This window comes from Nitrosomonas oligotropha (assembly GCF_900106555.1).
Lineage (GTDB): Bacteria > Pseudomonadota > Gammaproteobacteria > Burkholderiales > Nitrosomonadaceae > Nitrosomonas > Nitrosomonas oligotropha_A.
The window spans coordinates 96940-121775 of record NZ_FNOE01000006.1 but is presented as its reverse complement, the minus strand read 5'-3'; the positions used below and the strand labels follow the sequence as shown (position 1 = coordinate 121775).

25 protein-coding genes are annotated in these 24836 nt (G+C 52.3%); 12 read left to right on the top strand and 13 right to left on the bottom strand.

The features are described from left to right. The first annotated feature begins 1 nt into the window (after position 1). From rfbA to BLU57_RS16460, 5 genes are read left to right on the top strand one after another with little or no spacing between them, the layout of a single operon-like run. Entirely contained in the window at positions 2-919 is a 918-nt protein-coding gene (rfbA, locus tag BLU57_RS05365) for a glucose-1-phosphate thymidylyltransferase RfbA (RefSeq protein WP_090317430.1), read from the top strand. Continuing rightward, positions 919-1464: a dTDP-4-dehydrorhamnose 3,5-epimerase gene (rfbC, locus tag BLU57_RS05360; protein ID WP_090317427.1), complete on the top strand. Its 546-nt coding sequence runs from the start codon at positions 919-921 to the stop codon at positions 1462-1464. Before rfbA ends, rfbC begins: the two co-directional genes overlap by 1 nt. 11 nt (positions 1465-1475) lie before the next feature. Then, positions 1476-2825 carry a DNA repair protein RadA gene (radA, locus tag BLU57_RS05355; protein WP_090317425.1) on the top strand — a complete coding sequence of 450 codons (1350 nt, stop codon included), beginning with the start codon at positions 1476-1478 and terminating at the stop codon, positions 2823-2825. 23 nt (positions 2826-2848) lie between these two features. Then, complete coding sequence (locus tag BLU57_RS16465) at positions 2849-3259, top strand: hypothetical protein (protein ID WP_256206140.1); 411 nt, start codon at positions 2849-2851, stop codon at positions 3257-3259. Further along, positions 3190-3630, top strand: coding sequence for a hypothetical protein (locus tag BLU57_RS16460; RefSeq protein ID WP_256206139.1), 441 nt, complete (start codon positions 3190-3192; stop codon positions 3628-3630). The genes BLU57_RS16465 and BLU57_RS16460 overlap by 70 nt, the downstream gene beginning before the upstream one ends. Before the next feature lie 82 nt (positions 3631-3712). Here the strand turns inward: BLU57_RS16460 and BLU57_RS05345 are convergent, their stop codons facing one another. After that, positions 3713-5089 carry a DEAD/DEAH box helicase gene (locus BLU57_RS05345; protein ID WP_090317422.1) on the bottom strand — a complete coding sequence of 459 codons (1377 nt, stop codon included), beginning with the start codon at positions 5087-5089 and terminating at the stop codon, positions 3713-3715. 264 nt (positions 5090-5353) lie between these two features. Continuing rightward, positions 5354-6556 (bottom strand): tyrosine--tRNA ligase, encoded by a 1203-nt coding sequence (gene tyrS / locus BLU57_RS05340; protein ID WP_090317420.1) that lies wholly within the window; start codon positions 6554-6556, stop codon positions 5354-5356. 154 nt (positions 6557-6710) lie between these two features. Here tyrS and BLU57_RS05335 point away from each other — a divergent pair, with 154 nt between their 5' ends. Together BLU57_RS05335 and BLU57_RS05330 are read left to right on the top strand one after the other, a co-directional pair. Next, positions 6711-8045 (top strand): peptidoglycan DD-metalloendopeptidase family protein, encoded by a 1335-nt coding sequence (locus BLU57_RS05335; protein ID WP_090317416.1) that lies wholly within the window; start codon positions 6711-6713, stop codon positions 8043-8045. 76 nt (positions 8046-8121) lie between these two features. Beyond that, positions 8122-9222, top strand: coding sequence for an anhydro-N-acetylmuramic acid kinase (locus tag BLU57_RS05330; protein ID WP_090317413.1), 1101 nt, complete (start codon positions 8122-8124; stop codon positions 9220-9222). Between the two features lie 32 nt (positions 9223-9254). Here the strand turns inward: BLU57_RS05330 and erpA are convergent, their stop codons facing one another. From erpA to rplM, 6 genes are all read right to left on the bottom strand, one after another. Then, positions 9255-9599 (bottom strand): iron-sulfur cluster insertion protein ErpA, encoded by a 345-nt coding sequence (gene erpA / locus BLU57_RS05325; RefSeq protein ID WP_090317411.1) that lies wholly within the window; start codon positions 9597-9599, stop codon positions 9255-9257. A gap of 55 nt (positions 9600-9654) precedes the next feature. Continuing rightward, positions 9655-10116 (bottom strand): bactofilin family protein, encoded by a 462-nt coding sequence (locus BLU57_RS05320; protein ID WP_090317409.1) that lies wholly within the window; start codon positions 10114-10116, stop codon positions 9655-9657. Positions 10117-10128: 12 nt separating this feature from the next. Next, complete coding sequence (locus tag BLU57_RS05315) at positions 10129-10863, bottom strand: DUF6776 family protein (protein WP_090317406.1); 735 nt, start codon at positions 10861-10863, stop codon at positions 10129-10131. A 61-nt stretch (positions 10864-10924) separates the two neighbouring features. Next, the gene (gene argC / locus BLU57_RS05310) at positions 10925-11953 is read right to left on the bottom strand and encodes an N-acetyl-gamma-glutamyl-phosphate reductase (protein WP_090317404.1); all 1029 of its coding nucleotides are present in this window, start codon (positions 11951-11953) and stop codon (positions 10925-10927) included. Between the two features lie 105 nt (positions 11954-12058). Beyond that, positions 12059-12451, bottom strand: a complete 393-nt coding sequence (rpsI, locus tag BLU57_RS05305; protein WP_090317401.1) for a 30S ribosomal protein S9 — start codon at positions 12449-12451, stop codon at positions 12059-12061. A gap of 5 nt (positions 12452-12456) precedes the next feature. Then, the gene (gene rplM / locus BLU57_RS05300; protein WP_090317398.1) at positions 12457-12891 is read right to left on the bottom strand and encodes a 50S ribosomal protein L13; all 435 of its coding nucleotides are present in this window, start codon (positions 12889-12891) and stop codon (positions 12457-12459) included. On the opposite strand from rplM, the gene BLU57_RS16015 reads away from it, so the two are divergent. From BLU57_RS16015 to BLU57_RS05290, 3 genes are all read left to right on the top strand, one after another. Continuing rightward, on the top strand, positions 12882-13034 hold the full coding sequence (locus tag BLU57_RS16015) for a hypothetical protein (RefSeq protein ID WP_176776370.1): 153 nt from the start codon (positions 12882-12884) through the stop codon (positions 13032-13034). The two genes, rplM and BLU57_RS16015, sit on opposite strands and share 10 nt — an antisense overlap. 93 nt (positions 13035-13127) lie before the next feature. Then, positions 13128-14840, top strand: a complete 1713-nt coding sequence (locus BLU57_RS05295) for a glutamine--tRNA ligase/YqeY domain fusion protein (RefSeq protein WP_090317396.1) — start codon at positions 13128-13130, stop codon at positions 14838-14840. 49 nt (positions 14841-14889) lie between these two features. Then, entirely contained in the window at positions 14890-15150 is a 261-nt protein-coding gene (locus BLU57_RS05290; protein ID WP_090317394.1) for a DUF5062 family protein, read from the top strand. A 95-nt stretch (positions 15151-15245) separates the two neighbouring features. Here BLU57_RS05290 and BLU57_RS05285 read toward each other — a convergent pair whose 3' ends face one another. From BLU57_RS05285 to BLU57_RS05275, 3 genes are read right to left on the bottom strand one after another with little or no spacing between them, the layout of a single operon-like run. Then, the gene (locus tag BLU57_RS05285; protein ID WP_090317391.1) at positions 15246-15569 is read right to left on the bottom strand and encodes a hypothetical protein; all 324 of its coding nucleotides are present in this window, start codon (positions 15567-15569) and stop codon (positions 15246-15248) included. After that, a complete protein-coding gene (locus tag BLU57_RS05280; protein WP_090317388.1) occupies positions 15562-16620 on the bottom strand; it encodes a metal-dependent hydrolase in 1059 nt (352 codons plus the stop codon). Before BLU57_RS05280 ends, BLU57_RS05285 begins: the two co-directional genes overlap by 8 nt. A gap of 3 nt (positions 16621-16623) precedes the next feature. Then, positions 16624-17334: a TetR family transcriptional regulator gene (locus BLU57_RS05275; protein ID WP_090317386.1), complete on the bottom strand. Its 711-nt coding sequence runs from the start codon at positions 17332-17334 to the stop codon at positions 16624-16626. Between the two features lie 459 nt (positions 17335-17793). Between BLU57_RS05275 and BLU57_RS16455 the strand changes: the two genes are divergently transcribed. Next, a complete protein-coding gene (locus BLU57_RS16455) occupies positions 17794-18504 on the top strand; it encodes an FxDxF family PEP-CTERM protein (RefSeq protein WP_256206138.1) in 711 nt (236 codons plus the stop codon). Positions 18505-18664: 160 nt separating this feature from the next. Here the strand turns inward: BLU57_RS16455 and BLU57_RS16450 are convergent, their stop codons facing one another. Next, positions 18665-19294 carry a PEP-CTERM sorting domain-containing protein gene (locus BLU57_RS16450; RefSeq protein WP_256206137.1) on the bottom strand — a complete coding sequence of 210 codons (630 nt, stop codon included), beginning with the start codon at positions 19292-19294 and terminating at the stop codon, positions 18665-18667. 315 nt (positions 19295-19609) lie between these two features. Between BLU57_RS16450 and BLU57_RS05260 the strand changes: the two genes are divergently transcribed. Continuing rightward, on the top strand, positions 19610-22366 hold the full coding sequence (locus BLU57_RS05260; protein WP_090317383.1) for a toll/interleukin-1 receptor domain-containing protein: 2757 nt from the start codon (positions 19610-19612) through the stop codon (positions 22364-22366). Positions 22367-22561: 195 nt separating this feature from the next. On the opposite strand, the gene BLU57_RS05255 is transcribed toward BLU57_RS05260, so the two are convergent. Then, positions 22562-24787: a Tex family protein gene (locus BLU57_RS05255; RefSeq protein ID WP_090317379.1), complete on the bottom strand. Its 2226-nt coding sequence runs from the start codon at positions 24785-24787 to the stop codon at positions 22562-22564. Between the last annotated feature and the right edge of the window lie 49 nt (positions 24788-24836).

Genomic DNA, 24836 nt, shown 5'->3' with positions numbered 1-24836 from the left:
TATGCCAATATTCAATACTTCCAAAACTCTATCCACGCTTGCACGGAGAAAAGGCATTGTGCTGGCCGGCGGTTCCGGAACGCGGCTTTATCCGGTGACGCAAACGGTATCAAAACAGTTGCTGCCAGTATTCGATAAACCGATGATTTATTATCCGCTCAGCACGCTGATGCTGGCCGGGATCCAGGATATTCTGGTGATTTCAACCCCGCGCGACGTGGGTAATTTTCAGGAGTTATTGCGTGACGGAAGCCAGTGGAGCTTGAATATTTCATACGCCGAGCAGCCGTCTCCGGATGGCTTGGCGCAAGCTTTTCTGATCGGCGAATCGTTTATCGGTAACGATAACTCGGCACTGGTTTTGGGCGACAATATTTTTTACGGACACGATTTCCATCATTTGCTGACGAATGCGATGCAGCGCGTGCAAGGCGCGAGCGTTTTCGCGTATCACGTGCACGATCCGGAACGCTACGGTGTGGTTGAATTCGATGCCGGTGGCAAGGTCGTGAACCTGGAAGAAAAACCCGAGCAGCCGAAATCGCATTATGCCGTGACCGGTTTGTATTTTTACGATGCCCATGTGGTGGATTACGCCAAGACTCTCAAACCATCAGCGCGTAACGAATTGGAAATCACCGACCTGAATCGCATTTATTTGGAACATGACGCGCTCAGCGTCGAAATCATGGGGCGCGGCTACGCCTGGCTGGATACCGGCACGCATGAATCGTTGCTCGATGCGAGCCAGTTCGTTGCTACCATCGAGCACCGCCAAGGCCTGAAAATCGCCTGCCCGGAAGAAATTGCTTTCCGGCAAGGTTGGATCGATGCCGCGCAACTCGAAGCGCTGGCGCTGCCGCTGGCCAAAAACGGTTACGGGCAATACCTGCAGCAAGTTCTGAAACGGGAGTTTTGATGAAGGCGACACCTTTGCGCATCCCCGATGTTTTTCTGCTGGAACCGCGCGTTTTCGGCGACGATCGCGGCTTCTTCTATGAAAGCTTTAATCAGCGTGCATTCGAATCCGCCATTGGCAAGTCCGTCTGTTTTGTGCAAAGCAATCATTCGCGTTCCGCGCATAACGTGTTGCGCGGCTTGCACTATCAGATCCAGCACGCACAGGGGAAATTGGTGCGCGTCGTGGCAGGGGAGGTGTACGACGTTGCGGTCGATCTCCGCCGATCTTCGCCAACTTTCGGGCAATGGGTGGGAGAGATCCTGAGCGCGGAAAACAAAAAGCAACTGTGGATTCCCGCCGGTCTCGCGCACGGCTTCGTGGTGTTATCCGATTCCGCTGAGTTTTTGTATAACACCACCGATTACTGGGCGCCTGAATTTGAGCGTTGCATTGTGTGGAATGATCCTACGCTCGGCATCGCCTGGCCAATTACCGGAGAACCGGTTCTATCCGAAAAAGACGCGCGCGGCATGCAGTTTACTGCCGCTGAAGTCTACGACTAGCAGACTTTTAAATGGCCAAACAAAAAACGGTGTATTCCTGTACTGAATGCGGCGGCCAAACTCTGAAGTGGCAAGGCCAGTGCCCGCATTGCCAGGCGTGGAATACGCTGGTCGAAACCATCGCGGAAAAATCCGTGTCGCGCTTCAGCCCGGTGTCCGAAACCGGTCAAGTACAAAATTTAAGTACCATCGAAGCGCGCGAAGAACCACGTTATCCCACCGGTATCGAGGAATTGGACCGGGTGCTCGGCGGCGGCATGGTGCAGGGCGGTGTGGTGCTGCTGGGCGGTGATCCGGGCATCGGTAAATCGACGTTGCTATTGCAAGCGCTGTCTTTCATGTCGGCGCAGCATTCCGTGTTGTATGTCAGCGGCGAGGAATCGGCACAGCAAGTGGCGTTGCGCGCCAAACGCCTGGCGCTTGATGTGCAGTCGGTCGATCTGTACGCCGAAATTCAGCTGGAAAAAATCCAAGCGGTACTCGCTGAGCGTAAACCGTCTGTGGCGGTAATCGACTCAATCCAAACGGTTTATTCGGAAGCGCTGCAATCCGCGCCGGGTTCTGTCGCGCAGGTGCGCGAATGCGCCGCGCAACTGACCCGTCTGGCGAAATCGAGCGGCACCTGCATCATTCTGGTCGGCCATGTTACCAAGGAAGGAGCGCTGGCCGGTCCGCGCGTACTGGAACATATGGTCGATACCGTGCTGTATTTCGAAGGCGATATGCACTCGAGCTTCCGCATGGTCCGGGCATTTAAGAATCGTTTCGGCGCGGTCAATGAATTGGGTGTGTTTTCGATGAGCGAGAAAGGCTTGCGCGAAGTGAAGAATCCTTCCGCGTTATTCCTTTCGCATCACGACACGCAAGTGCCCGGCTCGTGCATCATGGTGACGCAAGAAGGCACGCGCCCGCTGCTGGTGGAAATTCAAGCGCTGGTCGACGAAGCGCGCTCGCCCAGTCCGCGCCGCTTGTGCGTCGGGCTGGAGCAAAACCGCTTGGCCATGCTGCTGGCGGTGTTGCATCGTCATGCCGGTATTCCGTGCTACGACCAGGATGTGTTCGTCAACGCCGTGGGTGGTGTCAAAATCACCGAACCCGGCGCCGACTTGGCGGTTTTGCTGGCAGTGGTGTCGTCGTTGAAAAATAAACCGCTGGCGGAAAAAATGATCGTCATCGGCGAAGTCGGCCTGGCCGGTGAAATCCGTCCGGTGCAACGCGGACAGGAACGGCTCAAGGAAGCGGCGAAACTGGGCTTCAAACAAGCCATCATCCCGGCGGCCAACAAACCCAAGCAAGCAATCGCCGGCATGAACATCATTCCGGTGGCCAGGATCCGGGATGCGGTGGCGCAAATGCATTGATAGAACCGGAAACCTCGGTATAAATGGATGTCCATCTTTGGTTACTCGCAGGAATATCGGTTCTGGTGATTATCGCCGCGATGATTCTGCCACCAACTGCGCAACTCGCAGAATACCATCGTTTCGCCGATCAGCGCAGTTTCTTCGGTATTCCCAACTTCAATGATGTCATTTCCAACCTGGCTTTTCTGCTCAGCGGCGGCGCCGGTTTGGTGTTTTTGTGGCGGATTCATGGCAATCCCACGCAAACCGCGTTCCAAGATCGCAAGGAAAGCTGGCCTTACTGGGTGCTGTTTCTGAGCATTACCTCCGTCGCCTTCGGTTCAATTCACTATCACTGGACACCGGATATCGATCATTTATTGTGGGACCGGTTACCCATTGTCATCGCCATCGCCGCGCTGTTATCGGCCACGCTGTGGTTGAGCGCCTAAGCCGAACCGCAGGGCTTTGGGCTTTACCGCTGCTCGTTGTGCTGGCTGTGCTGAGCGTGCTGTATTGGTATTGGACTGAACAGCAAGGTGCAGGTAGCCTGAACTTTTATATCGTGATGCAGTTTTATTCGATCCTGCTGATTGTATGGATCAGTCTACGCTTTCCATCGCGTTACACGCATGGCAACGGTATCTACCAGATCATTGCGCTATACGCGGTCGCAAAAGTATTTGAAATGCTGAACGCGCAAATTTTTGCTTGGACAAACGGCTGGATCAGCGGTCACACGCTCAAGCATCTGATTGCAGCGTATGCGGCTTATGGGATTGTACAGATATTGCGGAAAAGAGAGGCGGTGAAGCGATGTTAATAAGCGCGTGCTGATGTTGAGAAAATGGGATGTGATGAATCGCTTTGCCCCGCTATCGCGGAGCAAAGGATTTTAAATGCGGTTACTTCGTGCGTGCAAACTGAAAACCGGCTTTGTTGCCGCTATTACTGCGGAAAGAATTGCCGCGATTTTCCTGATCGAACGAGCGGCCGCGTTGTCCGCTGCGGGCTCTGCCGGGTTCGTTGGCTGCCGCGCCGAAGCCGGGACGATTGTCGTTGCCAGCGAAGGGTGAGCGCTTGCGTTTTTGTGTCACGCTGGGCGCGCTGCTTTTCGGTCCGTTACTTTGGAAACGCGGTTTGATGCGCGGTTCCAAGCCGGGAATGATGTGCGACGCGATGCGCTGGCCGGTGTAACGTTCGATTTTCGACAGGTGCGCGCTATCCTTATTGGATGCAAACGAAACAGCAATACCGGCTGCACCTGCGCGACCTGTACGGCCAATGCGGTGCACATAATCTTCGGCGAATTTGGGTAAATCAAAATTGATCACGTGTGTGATGTCAGCCACGTCGATACCGCGGGCTGCGACATCGGTTGCCACGAGCACTTGCAAACCGCCGTTACGCAACCGGGTCAATGTGCGGGTGCGTTCACGTTGATTCATGTCGCCGTGTAATGCTGCTGCTGAAAAGCCTTGCGCATATAAATTATCGGCTAGGGTGTCTGCATCGCGTTTGGTTGCTGTGAAAACAATCGCTTGTTTCACATTCTCGTCGCGCAGCACATGATCCAGTAGGCGGTTCTTATGCGACATATCATCGGCATAATGTAAGCGTTGCTCGATGTTATCGAGCTTGGCTTTCTGCGAGGCTACTTGAATGCGTTTTGGCGTTTTCAATAGTTTTGTCGCAACTTTGTCGATGGCATTGTCGAGTGTGGCGGAGAACAGTAAGGTCTGGCGTGTGTCCGGCGTTGCGGCTGCAATGGTTTCGACATCGTCGATGAAGCCCATGTCCAGCATGCGGTCGGCTTCGTCGAGCACGAGCATTTGCAAGCGTTTGAAATCGATACGGCCACGTTGGATGTGATCGATCAACCGGCCCGGAGTGGCGACCAGAATGTCAACTGGTTGTGACAACAGTTTGTTTTGCAAAGGATACGGCATGCCACCCAAGATGCTGACCACGTTGATACGCGGCAGATATTTGCCATATTTTTTGGCTGCTTCGGAAACTTGCAATGCCAGTTCGCGGGTTGGTGTCAATACCAAAATGCGCGGTCCGCGGCTGCGCTCTTGCGATGGTGTTGCCAGCAGATGTAACGCCGGCAGCATGAAAGCGGCGGTTTTACCGGTTCCGGTTTGTGCGCTGGCCATCACATCGTGACCAGCGATTAATTCGGGAATCGCTTGTTTTTGAATCGGGGTCGGAGCGGTATATCCCGCTTCGCTAATGGCTTTGATAATAGCAGAGTTTAGATTTAAATCTTCAAAAGACACGTTGATTTCCTAAAAAAGTGAAATAGAACGCGCGGGCAAGAAAACATTGCCAAAATGGTGATGGTGCATAACCTTGCAAGCGCATTAATAAAGCATCGCCGCTAACCAAAGTTGTTGCACATTTTCCGGAAAAACTTGAAAAATTTAGGAGAGGCCAGGAACGATGAGACCAGGAAAGTTGACCGAATCAGAGATTACGATCAACTTAGGCCGCGCAGTATAGCGGGTTCTTCCCGAGCATGCAAATTATTCGCAACCGGTGAGTTACTGAATGATGGCTTTGGCGAACTTTCGTTTGCCGACCTGAATAACGACGGATTCTCCCCGTTTAATTTTGGTGGATTTATCTTCCACTTTTTCGCCATCCAATTTGACTGCGCCTTGTTCGATCATGCGGAGCGCTTCGCTGGTGCTGGCAGTCAATCCGGCTTGTTTTAATAATTGCACTAGCGGAATTTCTCCATCCGTAGTTGGGATGATTTTCTCCGGTATTTCGTCGGGCAGCGCGCCGTGTCGAAAGCGTGCTTCAAAATCGGCCAGCGCTTCTTCGGCAGCTTGCTGGCTATGAAAGCGCGCGACGATTTCCTGTGCGAGCTTGACCTTGATGTCGCGCGGATTACGGCCATTTTCGACTTCTTCGTGCCATGTGCGGATGGTTTGCAGCGATTCGAAAGACAGTAATTCGAGATAACGCCACATCAGTTGATCCGATACCGACATCAGCTTGCCGAAGATTTCTTTCGGACTCTCCGTGATGCCGACATAATTATTCAGCGACTTGGACATTTTATTGACGCCATCGAGCCCTTCCAGCAGTGGCATCATGAGTATGCATTGCTGCGGTTGGCCGAAGTGCCTTTGTAACTCGCGCCCCATCAGCAGGTTGAATTTTTGATCGGTGCCGCCTAACTCCAAATCCGCTTTCAGTGCGACGGAATCGTATCCCTGTATCAAAGGATAGAGAAATTCATGAATGGCGATGGGCTGGTTGTTGCGGTAGCGTTTATCGAAATCATCCCGTTCCAGCATGCGTGCGACGGTATGCGTTGCGGCGAGTTTGATCAGATCGGCGGCGTTCAGCTTATCCATCCAGGTGGAGTTGAAAACGACCTCGGTTTGTTCCTGTTTCAATATTTTGAAAACCTGAGTGGTATAGGATTGGGCATTTTCCGCGACTTGTTCCTGTGTCAGGGGCGGGCGGGTACTGTTCTTTCCGCTGGGGTCGCCGATCATGCCGGTGAAATCGCCGATCAGGAACAGAATATGATGTCCCATATCCTGTAACTGACGCAATTTATTCAGTAAAACCGTGTGTCCGAGGTGCAAATCCGGGGCTGTCGGGTCGAATCCTGCTTTAACCCGCAGCGGATTTCCAGAAATAAGCTTACTTTCCAGCTCTGTTTCCACTAATAGTTCGTGACTGCCGCGTTTTATAATTTTAAGATCAGATAATATTGATTTTTTCACGATATTGCTAAATTTATGATTTTTATTAAAATTTGTGTAATTAAAGAGAATTTATTAGTACAATATTAGTTGTTTCCTAGTACAAATTAACTATTTTCGTGTTAGACTCGCGCCTGTTTGCAAAAATGATACAAAGACTGGAGGTACTTCATAGATGCTATATACGCCTATTAGCAATAAACAAGGGATTCTAGCTCAAAAATCATCAAAACTAACAAAAAAATCAATTCGCTGGCTGGTAGCTTTATCCAGCATACCACTGTTCGGTATAGTCACTGCATTCGGTATTGCACCTAATTCCCCCTCATTTGAAGAAATCCAAGTCGAAGAAGTCGTTCTGGATATATCTATTCCAGAGGCTATTGCTGAGACTCAAGCGAATCAAACCTTTTGGCGCCAGGAAAATATCCGCCGGGGTGATACGATTGCAGCGATCTTAAACCGTCTGGACGTGAGTGATCAGGATTCAACGGATTTTCTGCAGGCTGCGCGTGGAAGCCGCGCAATGCGCCAATTGAAACCGGGACAAACCGTTTATGCGCAAACGACAGCGGACGGCGAGCTGTTAACGTTGCGCTATTTCTTCGGTAACGAAGAGCTGTTTTTAATGGAAAAAACAGCTGATGCATTCAAAATGACCGAACAGCCGGTCGAGCTGGATACGCGGGTTCATATGAAGTCCGGCGAAATTAACAGCTCACTGTTTGCCGCAACCGATAATGCAGGCATACCCAATAATATCGCGATGCAATTGACTGAAATTTTTGCATCGGAAATCGATTTTTACCGTGATTTACGCCAAGGCGACCGCTTTACTGTCGTTTATGAAACATTTGCCAATGACAATGGCAAGCGCACCAAAACCGGCCGTGTTTTAGCGGCTGAATTTGTCAATAAAGGCAAATCGCATCAAGCGATATACTTTAAATCATCCAACGGTGCAGACGGATATTACACCCCGAAAGGGGAAAGTTTACGTAAAGCATTTCTGCTTTCGCCGCTTACTTTTTCGCGCGTCAGTTCCGGTTTTACCAATGCGCGTTTTCATCCCATTCTGAAAGAATGGCGCGCCCATAAAGGCATAGATTATGCGGCTCCGACCGGCACACCGGTTAAAGCGACAGCCAGCGGTATCGTGGCGTTTTCAGGTTCACAAAAAGGATACGGTAATTTGGTTGTGCTGAAACATAACGGTAAATACGAAACCGCGTATGGCCATTTGTCGCGATTTGCGAGTGGAATGAGTAAAGGTAAGCGTATCAGCCAGGGTGACGTGATCGGTTATGTCGGCTCGACCGGTATGGCGACCGGCCCGCACTTGCACTACGAATTGCGCATCGACGGTGTGCAGCGCGATCCAACCAACGTGGTGCTGCCATCGGCCCCGCCAATTGCAAAACGGGATTTGAATACTTTCCAGAAGGAAACCCATGCGCTGGTTGCACGTTTGAACATCATGCGTAGTATTCATCTCGCTGCACTGGAATAATTCCAATTTCACATCCCGGACGGCGGTTTTGACGTAACACCGCCGTCATCAACTCTGCTTTAAGCATCGAAAATCGTTGGAATCCGCATACTACATCGGCATCATGTCCGGCACCAGTCTGGACGGTGTGGATGCCGCTCTGGTTGACTTCAGTGCGGCCGCACCGGTGCTGCTGCGAACATTTTTTTGTCCGTACGATGACGAATTGCGCGAGCAGTTATTGGCGCTGCATCAACCCGGTCACGATGAACTGAATCGCGCGGCTATTCTCAGTAACCAACTGTCTTCCCTGTATGCACAAGCCACTGCGGGAGTGCTGGAAAATACCGGTATCGCGGCGCGGCAAATTACTGCTATCGGTTGTCATGGCCAAACGGTCCGGCATTGTCCCGAAACCGGTAAAAATTACACCATCCAGCTCATCAACGCCGCTTTGCTGGCGGAACTGGCGCAGATTACCGTTGTTGCGGATTTCAGAAGCCGCGATATTGCGGCGGGCGGGCAGGGTGCGCCATTGGTTCCGGCGTTTCATCATGCTGTTTTTAAACATGCCGATCATCATCGTGTCATCGTCAATATTGGCGGCATCGCAAACATCACTTGCCTTGATCATCATCAGTCAGTCAGTGGTTTCGATTGCGGCCCCGGCAATTTATTAATGGATGCCTGGTGCTCGCGTCATACCGGAAATACGTATGACAAAGATGGGCGATGGGCAGCTAGCGGTCGCATCATTCCTGCGTTGCTGGAGCGCTTCTTGTCCGAGGATTTTTTTGCCCGCAAACCGCCCAAAAGCACCGGCAGGGATCTGTTTAATCTGCATTGGCTGGAACAAAAGCTATGCGGTGACGAAGCGCCGCGCGATGTGCAGGCCTCTTTGCTGCAATTGACGGCAACGACGATTGCGCGGTCGATACAGGAACATTGCCCGGCGGCTGAAGAAATTTATCTATGCGGCGGCGGGGCGCATAATACGGCGCTGGTTGATCGCCTGACCATTAGCATGCCGGGAAAGATTGTGGCTTTGACCGATCAACTGGGTGTCGCGGCCGATTGGGTGGAAGCATTTGCATTTGCCTGGCTGGCGCACCAGGCTATTGTGCGGAAAGCGGGCAGTTTGGCGGAAGTGACCGGCGCTAAAGGAAACAGGATTTTAGGCGCGATTTATCCCGCTTGAACGGCGGCTCGATTAATACCGCCGCGTGAAATTTATACCGAGAACGACGAACCGCAACCGCATGTACTGCTAGCGCCTGGGTTTTTGATAACGAACTGAGCGCCTTTTATATTTTCCTGGTAATCAATTTCAGCGCCGATCAGATACTGAAAACTCATTGGATCGACCAGGAGCTTGACGCCGTTTTTCTCCATGATGGTGTCATCTTCGTTGATAGTTTCATCAAAGGTAAAACCATACTGAAAGCCCGAGCAGCCGCCGCCGCTGACAAAGACCCTGAGTTTGAGATTATTGTTGCCTTCTTCGTCAATCAATTGTTTGACTTTAAAAGCCGCATTTTCAGTAAATAAAAGCGGGGTGTGATTTTCAGTGCTCATATTTGTTTTATCCTCATAATGTTTTCAGTATAGCAAACATCCGGCAGCTTGCTGGCTATGATGCTTCCTTTTCTGCCGCTATGTGCGGCTGATCAGCCGAGGGTGGCAATAATGTTATCATTTTCTCGAGCTGTTGCGCATTCCCGGATTCCGGTTTGTTGTGATGGAGCATTTTTCCATCAACAGAAGCACCGAGTTGGATCTCTATCGAACCGTACTGTACATCGCCATATACCTTCGCTTTTTCCTGTAATTCCAAATATCCGGCTGCATCGATAGGGCCGGTTACCGTACCGTTGATGACAACATTAGCGGCCTTTATTTTCCCTTCGATGCGGCCTTCGGTACTGAGAACCAAGGTGCTGTGCTCGTCATCGGTTGCAATGACATTGCCGGTAATATGTCCGTCAATCCGCAGGCCGCCGGTGAAATGGATATCGCCGGTGATATTTGTGTTTGCGCCAATCAAGGTATCGATATGATGATGGAGCTGGTTTTTCTTTTTTCTACCGAACATATTCTTTCTCCTTCACGATGCTGGTTGGACAGTCTCAGTGACGATAGGTTTTTTGTCGCCATTTTTGTAAATTTGCACTTGAATGCTTTCTACGCTGGTATCCGGAGATACTTGAAAATGCTCTTCCAGCCGATGAATGAACTTGAAGTTGATCGGAAAATCCTGCTTGGAATTCTTGTTGACCAGCGGTATTACTTTACTTTGATCCTTCTGCAGCAATTTTACTTTGAACCTTAAGTTCCCCTTGAAATCATTCGGTCTTTCTCCGCCCTGGATGAGTGTTAGCGCGTAGCGGTACTGCCCCGGTGTTTGCGTTTCTTTCAGGCTGAATTGATAAATGGAAATACCGCTTTTTGTATTGTTGGCGACAAGATTGTGGAAAAACTCCAGTTTTTCCTTGAGATGGTCATTTTCGGCAGCGAGTGACTTTACTTCTTCGGCGAGATTCTGGTTGGCGGTATTGCTGATTTGTACTTGTTGAATCAAATCACCAATTTGCGTGCACAATTTTTGTTTCTTGGTTTGCCGGCAACCGCCGGGATCAAATAGATACGACGTTTTCTCCTCGATCCTATCGTCCAGTTCATCCACTGAGTGCCTGCCTGCTTCGTACATGCCCCAGGAGAGTGCAGCCAGTAAGGAACAGACTATTGCAGTGACAGCTAAGTAGAATTGCCATGAACGATGCGGGCGTACGACAACGCGCTGGGAGAGAATCTGCGGTTTTTTCTGGAAAAACTTGAACACTGTTAAGCGCCCTGCCGGTGCAAATTCGATTTATCCGCGAAGAGCGGAGTATTCAGCATGTTCAAGGCAGGAGCGGAACCTGATTGATGCCGAGTGTTTCAGGCAAGCCGAACATGATGTTCATGTTTTGTATTGCTTGCCCTGCCGCACCTTTGACCAGATTATCGGTTACCGACAGGATCACGACGGTATCGCTGTTTTGCGGTTGGTGCACGGCGATGCGGCAAAGGTTGGAACCCCGCACAGAGCGGGTTTCCGGGTGTTTGCCAGCGGGCAGTACATCGACAAAAGCCTCGTCTTGGTAACGTTTCTCGTATAGCGCTTGTAAATCCAATTGTTTGGTCAGCTTGGCATAGAGTGTCGCATGAATGCCGCGAATCATCGGTACCAGATGCGGAACAAATGTCAAACCGACCGGTTTCTTGGCCACATTGGAGAGCCCTTGTCTAATCTCCGGTAGATGACGGTGTCCCGGAACACCGTAAGCTTTGAAATTATCCGACGCTTCGGCGTGCAGGGTATGTATTTCGGCCTTTCGTCCGGCACCGGAAACACCGGATTTGACATCGGCGATCAGATGTTTGATATCGACCACACCGGCTTCGATCAGCGGCAGGAAGCCCAGTTGCACGGCTGTTGGGTAACAGCCCGGATTAGCGATCAGGCGGGCATTCTTGACTTTCTCGCGGTTAATTTCCGGTAAGCCGTATACAGCCTCGGCAACCAGATTAGGACAAGCATGCTGCATGCCATACCATTTTTCCCATTCTGCGACATCCTTGATGCGGAAATCGGCTGCCAGATCGATGACTTTTACATCCGCTTTCAATAGCGATTCCGCTTGCTGCATCGCAATGCCATTCGGTGTGGCAAAAAAAACCACGTCGCACTTGGCGAGTTTTGCGTCAGCAGGATCGCTGAATTTGAGGTCGATATGTCCGCGCAGATTGGTGAATAATTCGGCGACACTCATGCCTGCTTCGCTACGCGATGTTATCGCCTTGATTTTTACTTTGGGATGTTGCGCCAGTAAGCGCAATAGCTCTACGCCTGTGTAACCGGTTCCACCGACAATGCCGACATTGATCATCGTAACTCCAGAGATATTTCTTCGGTATAGGTTTTACTTATTTGTTATCCAATAAAAAAGCCGCCCGGAAGGAGGCGGCTTTTTGATAATCCCTGCGATAAAAAATTATCGTTTAGAGAATTGTTTGCGTCGCCGGGCTTTCCGCAAGCCTACTTTTTTCCTTTCCACTTCACGTGCATCGCGGGTAACCAGTCCTGCTTTACTAAGGACAGATTTTAAAGCTGAATCATAATCAATCAGTGCACGTGTAATGCCATGACGCACTGCACCAGCCTGACCGGATTCACCGCCGCCATGAATGTTTACCATAATATCAAAAGTATTGGCATTATTTGTAAGTTCCAGCGGTTGTTTCGCAATCATGCGGCCCGTTTCGCGAGAGAAGTAAACATCAATCGGTTTATCGTTGATGATAATTGCACCTTTTCCCGGTTTGATAAAAACACGAGCGACAGCGCTTTTACGCCGGCCAGTACCATAATTATATTGAGTAGCCATAGATATTATGCTCGAATTTCAAGTGGTTTTGGTTGTTGAGCGGCATGTGGGTGCGTATCGCCAGCATATATTTTCAATTTCTTGAGCATCGCATAACCCAATGGTCCCTTGGGCAGCATGCCTTTGACGGCTTTTTCAAGCGGACGGGTTGGAAAACGCGCGTGCATTTTCTTGAAACTGGTTGCGTAGATTCCGCCTGGATAACCGCTATGGCGATAATAAATTTTACCTTCCGCTTTATTGCCCGTGACACGCAATTTGTCAGCATTGACTACAACGATATAATCGCCGGTATCAACGTGCGGTGTATAAATGGGTTTATGTTTGCCGCGTAAGCGGTAAGCAATCTGCGAAGCAAGGCGGCCCAAAACTTTACCGGTCGCGTCAATGACAAACCAGTCATGATTTACTTCGTGTGGTTTGGCTGAAAATGTTTTCACAAAAACCTGTCCTGCGTATTCAAAAAGAGCCGCGAATTTTAAGTCAGGGATCAACAAAAGTCAAATATAGAATGCGTTATTTGATGCCGGGTTGGCGTATTTTTGCAGTAAACCGCAAGCCAGCATGGCTTACCGAAGAATGATGGATTTTAAACCAATCGCCGCTATAATCTCATCCTGTAAGGGATGGCAAGCATTCCACCTTAACGTATCAACCACATACCGAGAGACCAGCTGTGAAAGAAAAACCAGAAACCAATCCATTCGTTGATGCAACGCCAGCCAATTTCATCCGCAATATCATCGACGAGGATAACCGCACCGGTAAATGGAACGGGCGTGTGGAAACGCGTTTCCCGCCCGAACCGAATGGCTATTTGCACATCGGGCACGCCAAGAGTATCTGCTTGAATTTCGGTATCGCGCATGATTACGGCGGAGTGTGTCATTTACGTTTTGACGATACCAATCCGGAAAAGGAAGCGCAGGAATATGTCGACTCGATTTGCGACAGCGTGTCATGGCTGGGGTTTGATTGGGGCAAGCACTTGTATTATTCGTCCGATTACTTCAATCAGCTGTACGAATTTGCCGAGTATCTGATCACTCAGGACAAAGCCTACGTCGAGAGCCTCTCTGCTGAGGAAATCCGCGAATATCGCGGCACACTCATTCATCCCGGCAAGAACAGCCCCTATCGTGACCGCCCGGCCGCTGAAAGCCTGGATTTATTCCGCCGCATGAAGGCCGGTGAGTTTGCTGATGGTCAATACGTGCTGCGAGCCAAGATCGACATGGCGTCGCCCAACATCAACATGCGCGACCCGGTGATTTACCGCATCCGTCATGTGCATCACCAGCGCACCGGCGATCAATGGTGCATTTACCCGATGTACGATTACACGCACTGCATTTCCGACGCACTGGAGCGCATCACGCACTCCTTGTGTACGCTGGAATTTGAAGATCACCGCCCGTTGTACGATTGGGTACTGGATCAACTGGCAGGTAAAGTGCCGTGCCACCCGCAGCAGATCGAATTTGCCCGCCTCAATCTGACCTACACGGTCATGAGCAAGCGCAAACTGATTGAATTGGTGGAGAAGAAACTGGTCGACGGCTGGGACGATCCGCGCTTGAGCACCCTCGCCGGTGTGCGCCGCCGCGGTTTTACGCCGCGCACGATCCGCCTGTTTGCCGAGCGTATTGGCATCAGCAAGGCGGATTCTTGGATCGACATGAGCATATTGGAAGATTGTTTGCGCGAGGACTTAAACGAACATGCGCCGCGCCGTGTTGCCGTTCTGAAGCCGCTCAAACTGATCATCGACAACTATCCGGAAGATCAGCAAGAAGACTGCTTTGCACCGAATCACCCGCAAAAACCGGAATGGGGCAAACGCACGATCCCGTTTTCCAAAGTGCTGTACATCGAACGCGACGATTTCATGGAAGTGCCCGCCAAGGGCTATTTCCGTCTATCGCCGGGAGCAGAAGTGCGATTGCGCTATGCTTTTATCGTCAAATGCGTGCAAGTCGATAAAAATGCGCAGGGCGACATCGAAGCGATTCATTGCACTTACGATCCCGATACCAAAAGCGGAACGCCCGGCGCGGATAGCCGCAAAGTCAAAGGCAATATCCATTGGCTCTCGGTCAAGCATGCGCAAGTAGCGGAAGTGCGCTTGTACGACCGCTTGTTTACCGACCCCCATCCGGATAGCGGCGACAAGGATTACAAAACCGCGTTGAATCCCGAGTCGAAACAAATTATCACCGCTTATGTGGAACAATCGTTGTGCGATGCGCAGCCGGAACAAAGCTTTCAGTTCGAGCGTAACGGCTATTTTGTCGCCGACCGGCTCGATATGAAACCCGGTAAGCCGGTATTTAACCGTGCTGTAACTTTGCGCGATTCGTGGGGTAAGGCTGTGGCTTCAGGTGTTTAAGGGGACAAAGCAGAACCGAACAACCTAGGTAGTATTAACGAGGATCGCCATGAAGAAACTAAAAAATGAAGCTGCCTTATTCAAGGAAGCCATGCTGGCCGGGGTGAAATATGCGGAAGGACGAGGCGTGGTGCAGTTTGAAGCAACTGATTCGGCGAGTGAGAAGCTGCTCTACATCTATCGTTTGTTGGTACACGACAAAGTCATGCAACCTTTGCCGGAAGATCAAGTCGCCGAGAAAACCATACGGCATAAACTGGCGATGTGGTATGCCAAGCAATTGCCCAAGGATCATCCGCTGTTGAAGTAATGTGCGTAATGACTAGTCACAGATTATGGTTTGCCAGATTCATCGTACCTGAGCGGCTTCTATATACGCGATTGCCGCACTAAGGGCTTCAAAACTTAACTGTAAACAACACTGAAGTTTCTTACACCTAGAGTCTTAATAATAGATAAACCTCCGGCAAAGCCGGAGGCAATTAAACTCGCAGCTAAAACTTTATGTGTTGAATCATTACTTCGCGATCCCAGATTTTCTAGCTGACTATCCTTGTTATTTTGGTGTTTCTTTCTTAGGTTTTTTTGCTTCTTTGGTTTTTCGTTGCTGTCCTTTTGCCATGATGATTCTCCTTGTGTGATGACGATTGCATCATAAGCTGAATGGGGACCTTGTTTCCAGTGCATTTTATCTTGAAATGCGTGTTTCGTAACTGTGTTGTCAGTCAATGTAAAACAATCCCCGTTGCCGGGACATTTCCCAATCGGTGTGACCGTTCTGGCGGCACACGCCGTAGCGGAAAGAGGGCGGCAGTTCCGGGAATTTGAAACGCAGATCGTAGAACCAAGCGCACTGGCCTTGTTCCGATATATCGATGCGCTCCAATACCGGGAACTGGGCAAATGCCCGGAAGGGCGCGAAAACGGGATGCAGCCAGGCTTCGCGGGCAAGCATCATTTCTGCCGGGTCGCCGCCGAATTGCTGCTGGATTTGCCAGTTATTTTCCACCACCGGGCGATAAGCGGCAGCCATTTTGGTGAGTAGCCAAGTAGTTTGTTGCTGTTGATGATCGAGTGGCAGCAGATTGACATGGGTAAGGTGATAATCGTCATCATGCCGGATGATGATTTTCCAGTGGAACGGCGATAGCGGCTGCGGCAACACGCTGATGTGCACCTGTGGCATGGTGTGCGTATGGATGTATTGATTGGCGGCGGTGATCGCTTGCTGGCGCAATACTGCTAACAGGATCGTGTAGCTGCACAGTACGATCAATGCCGCGATAGCTGGGATTCTTTGCTGCGAATAATGCCATGAAACGATCAGACCGGCGATGATGATTAAGCTGAACCACGGATCGATGACGAAAACCAGCGGCAAGGAAAAATGCTCCGTCGAGAAAGGTGCGAACAGCATCAGCCCATACGATGTGATCAAATCTCCGGCAATATGGATGGCGAGACCCAAACAAGCAGGCCGGTAAAACAATTGCCATGCATAGCGTTTGCGCACAAGTCTTGAAGCTAGCCAAGCCAGTAACCATGCCCATAGCGGCAGCAGGATCAGCGAGTGCGTTGGACCTTGATGCCAATTGAGATACGTCAGTGTGCCGATCAGCCGCAGCGCAAAATCGATATCCGGAAATGCGGCTGCGGCACAACCAGTGATAACGTATAAGCGCAGCGGAAAAACGGCGCTTTCGCGCAGCGGCTGCGCTATGGATGGCGCTGCAGCCCGCGCCAGCAACGCACCGCTTAAGGCATGCGTGATGGGATCCACGGTTTAACCGGATTTCGCATGTCTTTCTTGTGCGATCGGTTCGGTCAACGGTGGAGATTCAAACGATTCCGGAATTTCATGGATGGATTGTGTTTCTGCGGTGGCATCGGCTGCGGTATCTTGATGTAGAGTGCTATAAATCAGATGATCCAGGGATTCTGCATACTTCAGTTTGTGCGCCAGAAAGTCGCGTGTGTTCTGTGAATTTTCCGAGTCATCCTGCATCCAGTAGGCGAAAGTTGCGAGGTAGATCGTCGTCAGAGCGGTTTCCTCCAGCGCGCGGCGCACGGAAGTTGCATCGCGTTGCGCCGCTTCGCGCAGCCATTGCACGGTGCGGCTAACGCGCATGATGGCGGGAATTTGAATATGCAAATGGCCGGGTTCCAATTTGGCGCCAATCATCTGCCGCGTGACCTTGCGGTGCGCGGCCAAGGCATCCAGCCAGCACATGATGAGCAACTGCAAGCGCTCGCGTGGCGGCAGGGACATGAATTCAACCGTTTCCGCTGCCCGTAACATCTGGCTGTCGGCCCGGTCGAACCAAGCATCGGCCAGATCTTCCTTTTCGCGGAAATGAACCCGGATTTCATCCAGCGTAATATCGAGTTCCGCCGCTACATCAAACAACCGTACCGCTTCCCAGTTAGAACGTTCCGCGATGGCGATTGCCGTATCAACAATGGCTTCACGTAAATCAAGCTTACTTTTTTTCATCTCGATCCTCCACATAGCGTTAACAGGAGTGGCGTGATGCGATGCCGTTTTTACTATAACACACTCAAAAAAATGCGATGTGATGCTGCCACATATAATCAGCGATAGCTGAGCGCCGGATGGCATCAACAGGCTGGCGGAGAGAAGGGATTACCCATAATAATGACAAGTATCCTGGTAAAAAAGGGCAGTATGAACTATGGCTATCTCATTGTTCTAGCGATTATTATGGGTAGGCGCGTATTTTTATGGCCATTCATCCGGTAAACGAGCATTTTTTGCATGTTATTTGTAACTTGATGAATGCATCATTTATTTCGCATTGCTGCTGTGAAATCTGATATTGGGCATTTTGCAAAAAAATTTTAATTTAAATGATTAGACGAGTAATCGTTAGATTACGTGCGCCTCGGCACAATAATAATGCTCGTCGCATCGGATTATGGATGAGGAGAATACATGATGAAAGCTAGATCGCTTTTATTACAAACAACACTGGCGGGAGCCGCCGTTTTGCTGGCCGCATCAGCTCAGGCCACTGTGCTGACTTTTGATTTAAGCCCGGATTTGCCAGATTATGGCGATATCCCGGGAAGTTATGGCGATAACGTAAACGCTTCAAGTGATGCGGTTGGATCGTACCTAACCGGTAACGGCTATACACCTAATGTAACGACCGAGTACCGCACATGGGAAATTAGCAGCAATACGGTGGCCTACAATAATCTGGATTTATGGCATTCTAATTACGGTGATTTAAGAAATGTTGCTTTTAGTGTGGTGAATGGTGGTCATTTCGCGGAAATCACCTTGGTGCCTGAACCGGGCTGGGCGGTTCGTCTCAATAGTTTCGATATGGCCGGTTATAGTGTCTCTGATCATCCCGGCTCTCAAGTGCAGATTTTGGATGGCACCAGCAATACGATTTTGGTTGATTATTCACCGGTAACCATTCTGGGAACGGGCGGAACACATAGTACTTTCACACCCGGGCTGACGCATAATGGCCCTATATCGATCCGCTTCGGTTATAACGATTGGAATGTGGGTATCGACAATATCAATTTCGATCAAGTGACCGCCGTACCCGAACCCGAAACCTATGCGATGCTGCTGGCTGGATTGGGATTGATCGGTTTCATGGCGCGCCGCAGAAAGCAAAGCGTTTAAGTTAATCGAGCTGTATTTGAAGACAACCCCGCCCGAGTGGCGGGGTTTGTTTTTGCAGTTGCCAATAGTTATAGTATCTGCGGTGTCGCATTGAGGGAGTGATTCCACCAACAAAAACAGGAGCCGAAGCTCCCGTTTTGAATCTGACTAATTTGGATTGTTATACCGGCATCTCTTTTCTGCGCTGTGCTGCAAATCCCAATAAACCTAAACCCAACAACAGCATCGCATAGGTTTCCGGTTCCGGAACAGCGGTAGTGAATGTGAAGTTATCCCAACCCAAGCCACCGCCATCGGTAATATCGTGAATACGGATCGACGTCACGCTATTAAACGCTGAAAGATCGACTAGATCCGGAGTATTGAAAAGACCGCCTACAACGATATTATTCGTCGCAGCGAAAGCACCATTCACGAAAACATCAACCAGCGCCTGAACCCCCGAGTTGTTACTGCCAACAGCTAAGAAAGACAGGCCGGATACCGGATCGGTAAAATTCAGAATGGTCTCGCCCACGCAATTAATGCCGGGACTCCCTGTACATAAGAAATTTAATCCATCACCGATGCCGGGTTGGCTGCTAACGATATTGACGTTAACGCCCGTTGATGAAAATACCACGCCAGGGTACTCGGTAGTAACGGTAGGGCCGCTGATACCGACGTTACCGAACTCTTCAAAGCCGATTACGGTCGGCGCTGCACTCGCAACGGATGCTGCACCCATTGCAAAACCTGCTGAAATAAAACCTGTTGCGACTGCGCGTTTAAAAGAATTTATTGTATTCATAATCTATTCTCCTTTTATTTGAGAGACTGAAAGCCCGCCAAAACCAGCAGTTGTTGATGACCGGTTTCATTGGCATGGTATGCCCGCTGCCGGGCAATTGCAAGAGGTATTCTTCCAATTAGTACAGTTAGTTATGTCTGTTCAGGGCTTGCCATTTCTAAAAAAGAACTAGAACAATAATCGCCAGCAATTTGTTTTTCTGAGTTGTCACTTTGCGACTACTGCTGAAAAATCTTCCCGCTGCTGCAAAGACGATTTATCATCGGCGCGATGGTGCGCAGTTTGCCGCTTTCTACAACTCTCCTTGGATGATGGATGACCGATAATCCGCCTGACGCTTTCCTGTCGCATCACAGTGCCGATAAGCCATCGGTAGAGATCATCGCCGCTGCGTTGGAAAAACAAGGGCTGAACTGTTTCCTGGATAAGTGGGAAATTGCGCCGGGCGATGAATGGTTGCGCAATCTGGAACAAGGATTGCGCGACAGCCGCTTCATCGTGATCTTCTTCGGGCCGGACGGCATCGGCCCGTACCAGCAAGCGGAAGCCGACGCGGCACTGCGGCGGCAAATCCAGCAGCGTCAGCATTGTGTCATTCCAGTGCTGCTGCCGGGCGCGACGCCCGAGCACATCGCGCAGTGTTCGATGTTTTTGCAGGGCGTCAACGCGCTGAAATTTCATGATCTGAACGATCCGTTGCCGAACGGCCTGCTCGCTGGATTATTACGCGGCGAAGATCCCGAGTACTTGCGTCAATTGATCCGCGACGAAGCGCAAGCGCCCGCCGGTCTGCTGCAAACTTTGCAATCCTGGCTGAGCGGCCTGTCTATCGGCTGGCAGGGCGACGAATGCATCATCAGCCAAGGTCAGGGCCAGCGCTGCCTCAACATTCCCGATCTCAGCGGCAGCTTCAACGCCGCCAGTATCGAATATCTGCTGAGCTGGAAAAGCCGCTTGACCGGCCTGATCGGGCGCGAACAGGAACTGCAAACCTTGCACGCTTGGACGGACGCGCCGCAACAGATCAGTTGCTGCTTGATCACAGGCGAAGGCGGCACCGGCAAAACCCGACTAGCGTTCGAGTTCGCCCGCCAATTGCGCGAATACAAAGGCTGGCAGGCGGGTGAAGCGCAAGGGCTGAGCGGCAGCTGGTATACCGGCGGGGCGGGAACGTTGCTGGTGATCGATTACCCGGAACAACGCCCGGACAAGGTGCGCGCATTGCTGGAAGCGCTCGCGTGCCAGCCGCTGACGTGCAAACTGCGCGTATTGCTGCTCGGGCGCAACGGCGATTTCCTGCAACAACTGACGCAAACCGCGCAAACCATCATTACGCCCGGATTCGAATTGACCGGTCTGGCGGATGGCGCAAACACCAACGCCGATGCCTGGCAATTGTTTCAGGAGGCGTGGCAGTCATTGCACCAGCGGCAACAACGTGCCGCACTGCCGTTGCCGATCACGCCAGCCGCCTTTCACCAGTGGCAGCAGCGCGACACCACGCACCAGCGCCCATTGTTCGTGCTGGCGCTGGCCGTGCATGGCATGCAGCAACCCGGCGCGCACGAGCTGAACGCGCCGGAGATACTGCGCGCCTTGGTGCAACAATACGAAATTAACCGTCTGGTCAAGGAAGCCAAGCAAATGCAGCTCGATCCGCATTGCCTGGTCATGCTGCGCGCGCTGGCCGCGATCGTCGGTAAACTGCCGGGCGAGGCGCTGCGGCAGTTGATCCAGGCCAGCGAGGCGCTGCCGCTCGATATCCGTCTGCCCGTGTTGAACCGGCTCAAACAAACCAGCCTGTGGCGGGACGGTGGCATTTCCGCGTTGCAACCCGACCTGCTCGCCGCCGATTTGCTGCACCACGCATTGACTGAAATCGCCGATGACCAGGCCGGTGCATGGCAATACTGCGCGCTAGCTGCGGCGCCGGATCAGCGCGAAGCCAGCTCCATGCTGGGGCGGTTGATACACGACGCGCAGTTCATTTTGCAGCGATCATGGCCATTGCAAGCGTTGATCGATTGGGTTATTCAGGATGACGAACGCAACGCCAGCGTCAATGCGGCATTAGCCCGGAATAATCTGGAGTGCAGCCTGCTGCCGTTGGCCGTCGCAACCGGTCAAAAAGCGGTGCATGCTCAGGAGCAACTGGCGCAAGCCAACTTTGCCACGTATGGTCCGGCTCTGGCGAATAGCCTCAACAATTGGTCGGTTGATCTGGCTGGGTATGGACAGCGCGCACAAGCGCTAGATGCGATCGGTCGCGCGGTGGCAATCCGTGAGCAGCTGGCACAAGCCAACTTTGCCGCGTACGGCCTGGCTCTGGCGCAAAGCCTCAACAATTGGTCGGTTGATCTGGCCGGGAACGGACAGCGAGTACAAGCGCTGGATGCGATCGGCCGGGCGGTGGCGATCCTCGAGCAATTGGCGCAAGCCAATTTTGCCGCGTACGGCCCGGCTCTGGCAACGAGCCTCAACAACTGGTCGATCCGTCTGGTGGAGAACGGGCAGCGCGCAAAAGCGTTGGATGCGAGCGGGCGCGCGGTGAGTATTGACGAGCAGCTGGTGCAAGCCAACTTTGCCGCGTATGGCGCGGATTTGGCGATGAGCCTTAACAACTGGGCGATCCATCTGGCGGAGAACGAGCAGCGCGCACAAGCGCTGGATGCAATCGGCCGCGCGGCGAGTATTTACGAGCAGCTGGCGCAAGCCAACTTTGCCGCGTACGGCCCAGTTCTGGCAACGAGCCTCAACAACTGGTCGGTTTATTTGGCGGAAGACGGGCAGTGCGCACAAGCGCTGGATGCAATCGGCCGCGCGGTGAGTATTTACGAGCAGCTGGTGCAAGAAAACTTTGCCGCGTATGGCCCGGCTCTGGCGAACAGTCTTGATAGCTGGTCGGAGCGTTTGGCGGAGAGTGCAGCGCTCACTGCCGAAGAAGCCAAACAGTTAATGAACATTGAGGCGAGGTTGCGCCAAATTAAGCGCCGCGTGCGCGACGAAGGCATTCAGGTTCCTGCTCAATTTGCCTGGTTATTTGAATCCGGCGAGCCAGATGATGACGATTGACGGTGGCTGCTTGCCAGCGGCAATGGTATCGCAATCAAACCGAGCGGTTAAGGAAGCGCTGATTAATTGACTACACGAGCGAATCACTTCGTTGCGCGGTACTCGCTCCCTTGCCTATCTAGTAAGATATGCCTCGGTTGCTGTGTTCCGTGCGCCTCGTGCTTCATCTCGTTCGCCGAATTAATCAGCGTTTCCTTAGCGTTTTGCCGCTGTGCTATCGCCCAGCCGCATCGTCAGGGCAATCCGTTTGCGCTTCTCATCGGCTTCCAGCACTTTGACCGTGACCACTTGACCCACTTTCACCACCGCATGCGGATCCTTGACGAATTTGTCCGCCAGCGCCGAGATGTGCACCAGGCCGTCCTGATGCACGCCGATGTCGACGAACGCGCCGAACGCGGCGACATTGGTGACCACGCCTTCGAGCACCATGCCGGGGTGCAAGTCCTTGATCGATTCGACGCCTTCCTTGAACGTCGCGGTTTTGAACGATGAACGCGGGTCGCGGCCGGGTTTTTCCAGTTCGTGCAGTATGTCCTTGACGGTCAGCAGACCGGATTGCGCCGTGGTGTATTTTTCCGGGCGGATCGATTTCAGCGCGGATTGATTGCCGATCAGTTCGCTGACTTTCAGGTTGATGTCGGCGAGAATCCGCTCGACCAGCGGATACGATTCCGGGTGCACGGCGGAGGCGTCGAGCGGATTGTTACCGCCCGGAATGCGCAAGAATCCGGCCGCTTGTTCGAAGGTTTTTTCACCCAGGCTGGGGACTTTCAGCAGATCGGCGCGTTTGGCGAAGCGGCCCTTGCTGTTGCGGTGCGCGACGATGTTGTGCGCGATTTTGCTGTTCAGCCCGGCCACATAGCGCAGCAACGCCGGTGACGCGGTGTTGACGTCGACACCGACGGCGTTGACGCTGTCTTCCACCACGGCGTCGAGCGATTGTGCCAGCTGGCTTTGATTGACGTCATGCTGGTATTGGCCGACGCCGATCGATTTCGGGTCGATCTTGACCAATTCGGCCAGCGGGTCTTGCAGCCGCCGGGCGATCGATACCGCGCCGCGCAGCGACACATCCAAATCCGGCAATTCTTCCGACGCCAATTCGGACGCGGAGTACACCGAAGCACCGGCTTCCGACACCATGATCGACGTCAGCTTGAGCTGCGGATATTTTTTGCTCAGCTCCTTGGCCAGATGATCGGTTTCGCGCGACGCGGTGCCGTTGCCGATGGCAATCAGGGTCGCGGAATGGCGCTCCGCCAGCTGCTTTAGCGTGTGCAATGCGCCGTCCCAATCGTTTCTCGGCGCGTGCGGATAAATCGTCGCGGTATCGAGCACTTTGCCGGTCGCGTCCACAATAGCTACCTTCACACCGGTGCGCAAACCCGGATCGAGTCCGATGGTCACGCTCGCCCCGGCGGGCGGGGCGAGCAGCAGGGCTTTGAGGTTCTGCGCAAACACCCGGATCGCCTCGGTTTCAGCGTTTTCCTGCAAGTTGCCCATCAACTCGGTTTCCAGGTGCGCAAAGATTTTCGTGCGCCAGGCGGTGCGCACGGTGTCGATCAACCAGCCATCGGCCGCACGTTTCTGGTCGCGGATGTTGAATACCCGTCCAATCATCAATTCGCACGGATTCAGCGCCAAGTTGCGGGATTTGTCTTCCAGCTCGGAATCCAGCAGCAGCTTCAGTTTCAAAACGCCTTCGCGCTCCCCGCGCAGCAACGCCAATGCGCGATGCGACGGGATTTTGCCGATTGCTTCGCTGTACTCGTGGTAATCGGTGTATTTGGTGTCGTCGTCTTTTTTGTCCTTGGCGGCTTTCGCCGTCAGCACGCCGTGCGCACGCAAGTAGTCACGCAACGTTTGCAACAACGGCGCATGCTCGGCGAAACGCTCGATCAGGATATGCTGCGCGCCTTCCAGCGCAGCCGCTGCATCCGCCACGCCGGGATTGTCACCTTCTTCGGTGGTGAACGGCGCTTTCAGGTATTTCGCGGCTTCCGCCTCCGGATCGAGCCGCGGATCGTTTAATAGGCTATCCGCCAATGGCTGCAACCCGGCCTCATGCGCAATCTGCGCCTTGGTGCGGCGCTTCTTGCGGTACGGCAGGTACAAATCCTCCAGATGCGCTTTGTCCGTTGCGTGCGTCAACGCATCGAGCAACGGCGGCGTCATCTTGCCGAGCTTTTCAATCGCCGTAACGATCGCCGCACGCCGCTTCTCCAGCTCGCGCAAACTATGCAACCGCTCCGCCAGCAACCGCAACTGCGCATCGTCCAACCCGCCGGTTGCCTCCTTGCGATAACGTGCAATAAATGGCACCGTCGCGCCATCGTCGAGCAATTGCACAGTGGCTTGGATTTGTGAGAATTTAACCGCGAGTTCGGTGGCGAGGCGTTGTTCGATGGATGGCAGCATGGAGTGGTGTTTCGGTCGTTGAAGTGGGTAGGGATGGTAAACCAAGAGG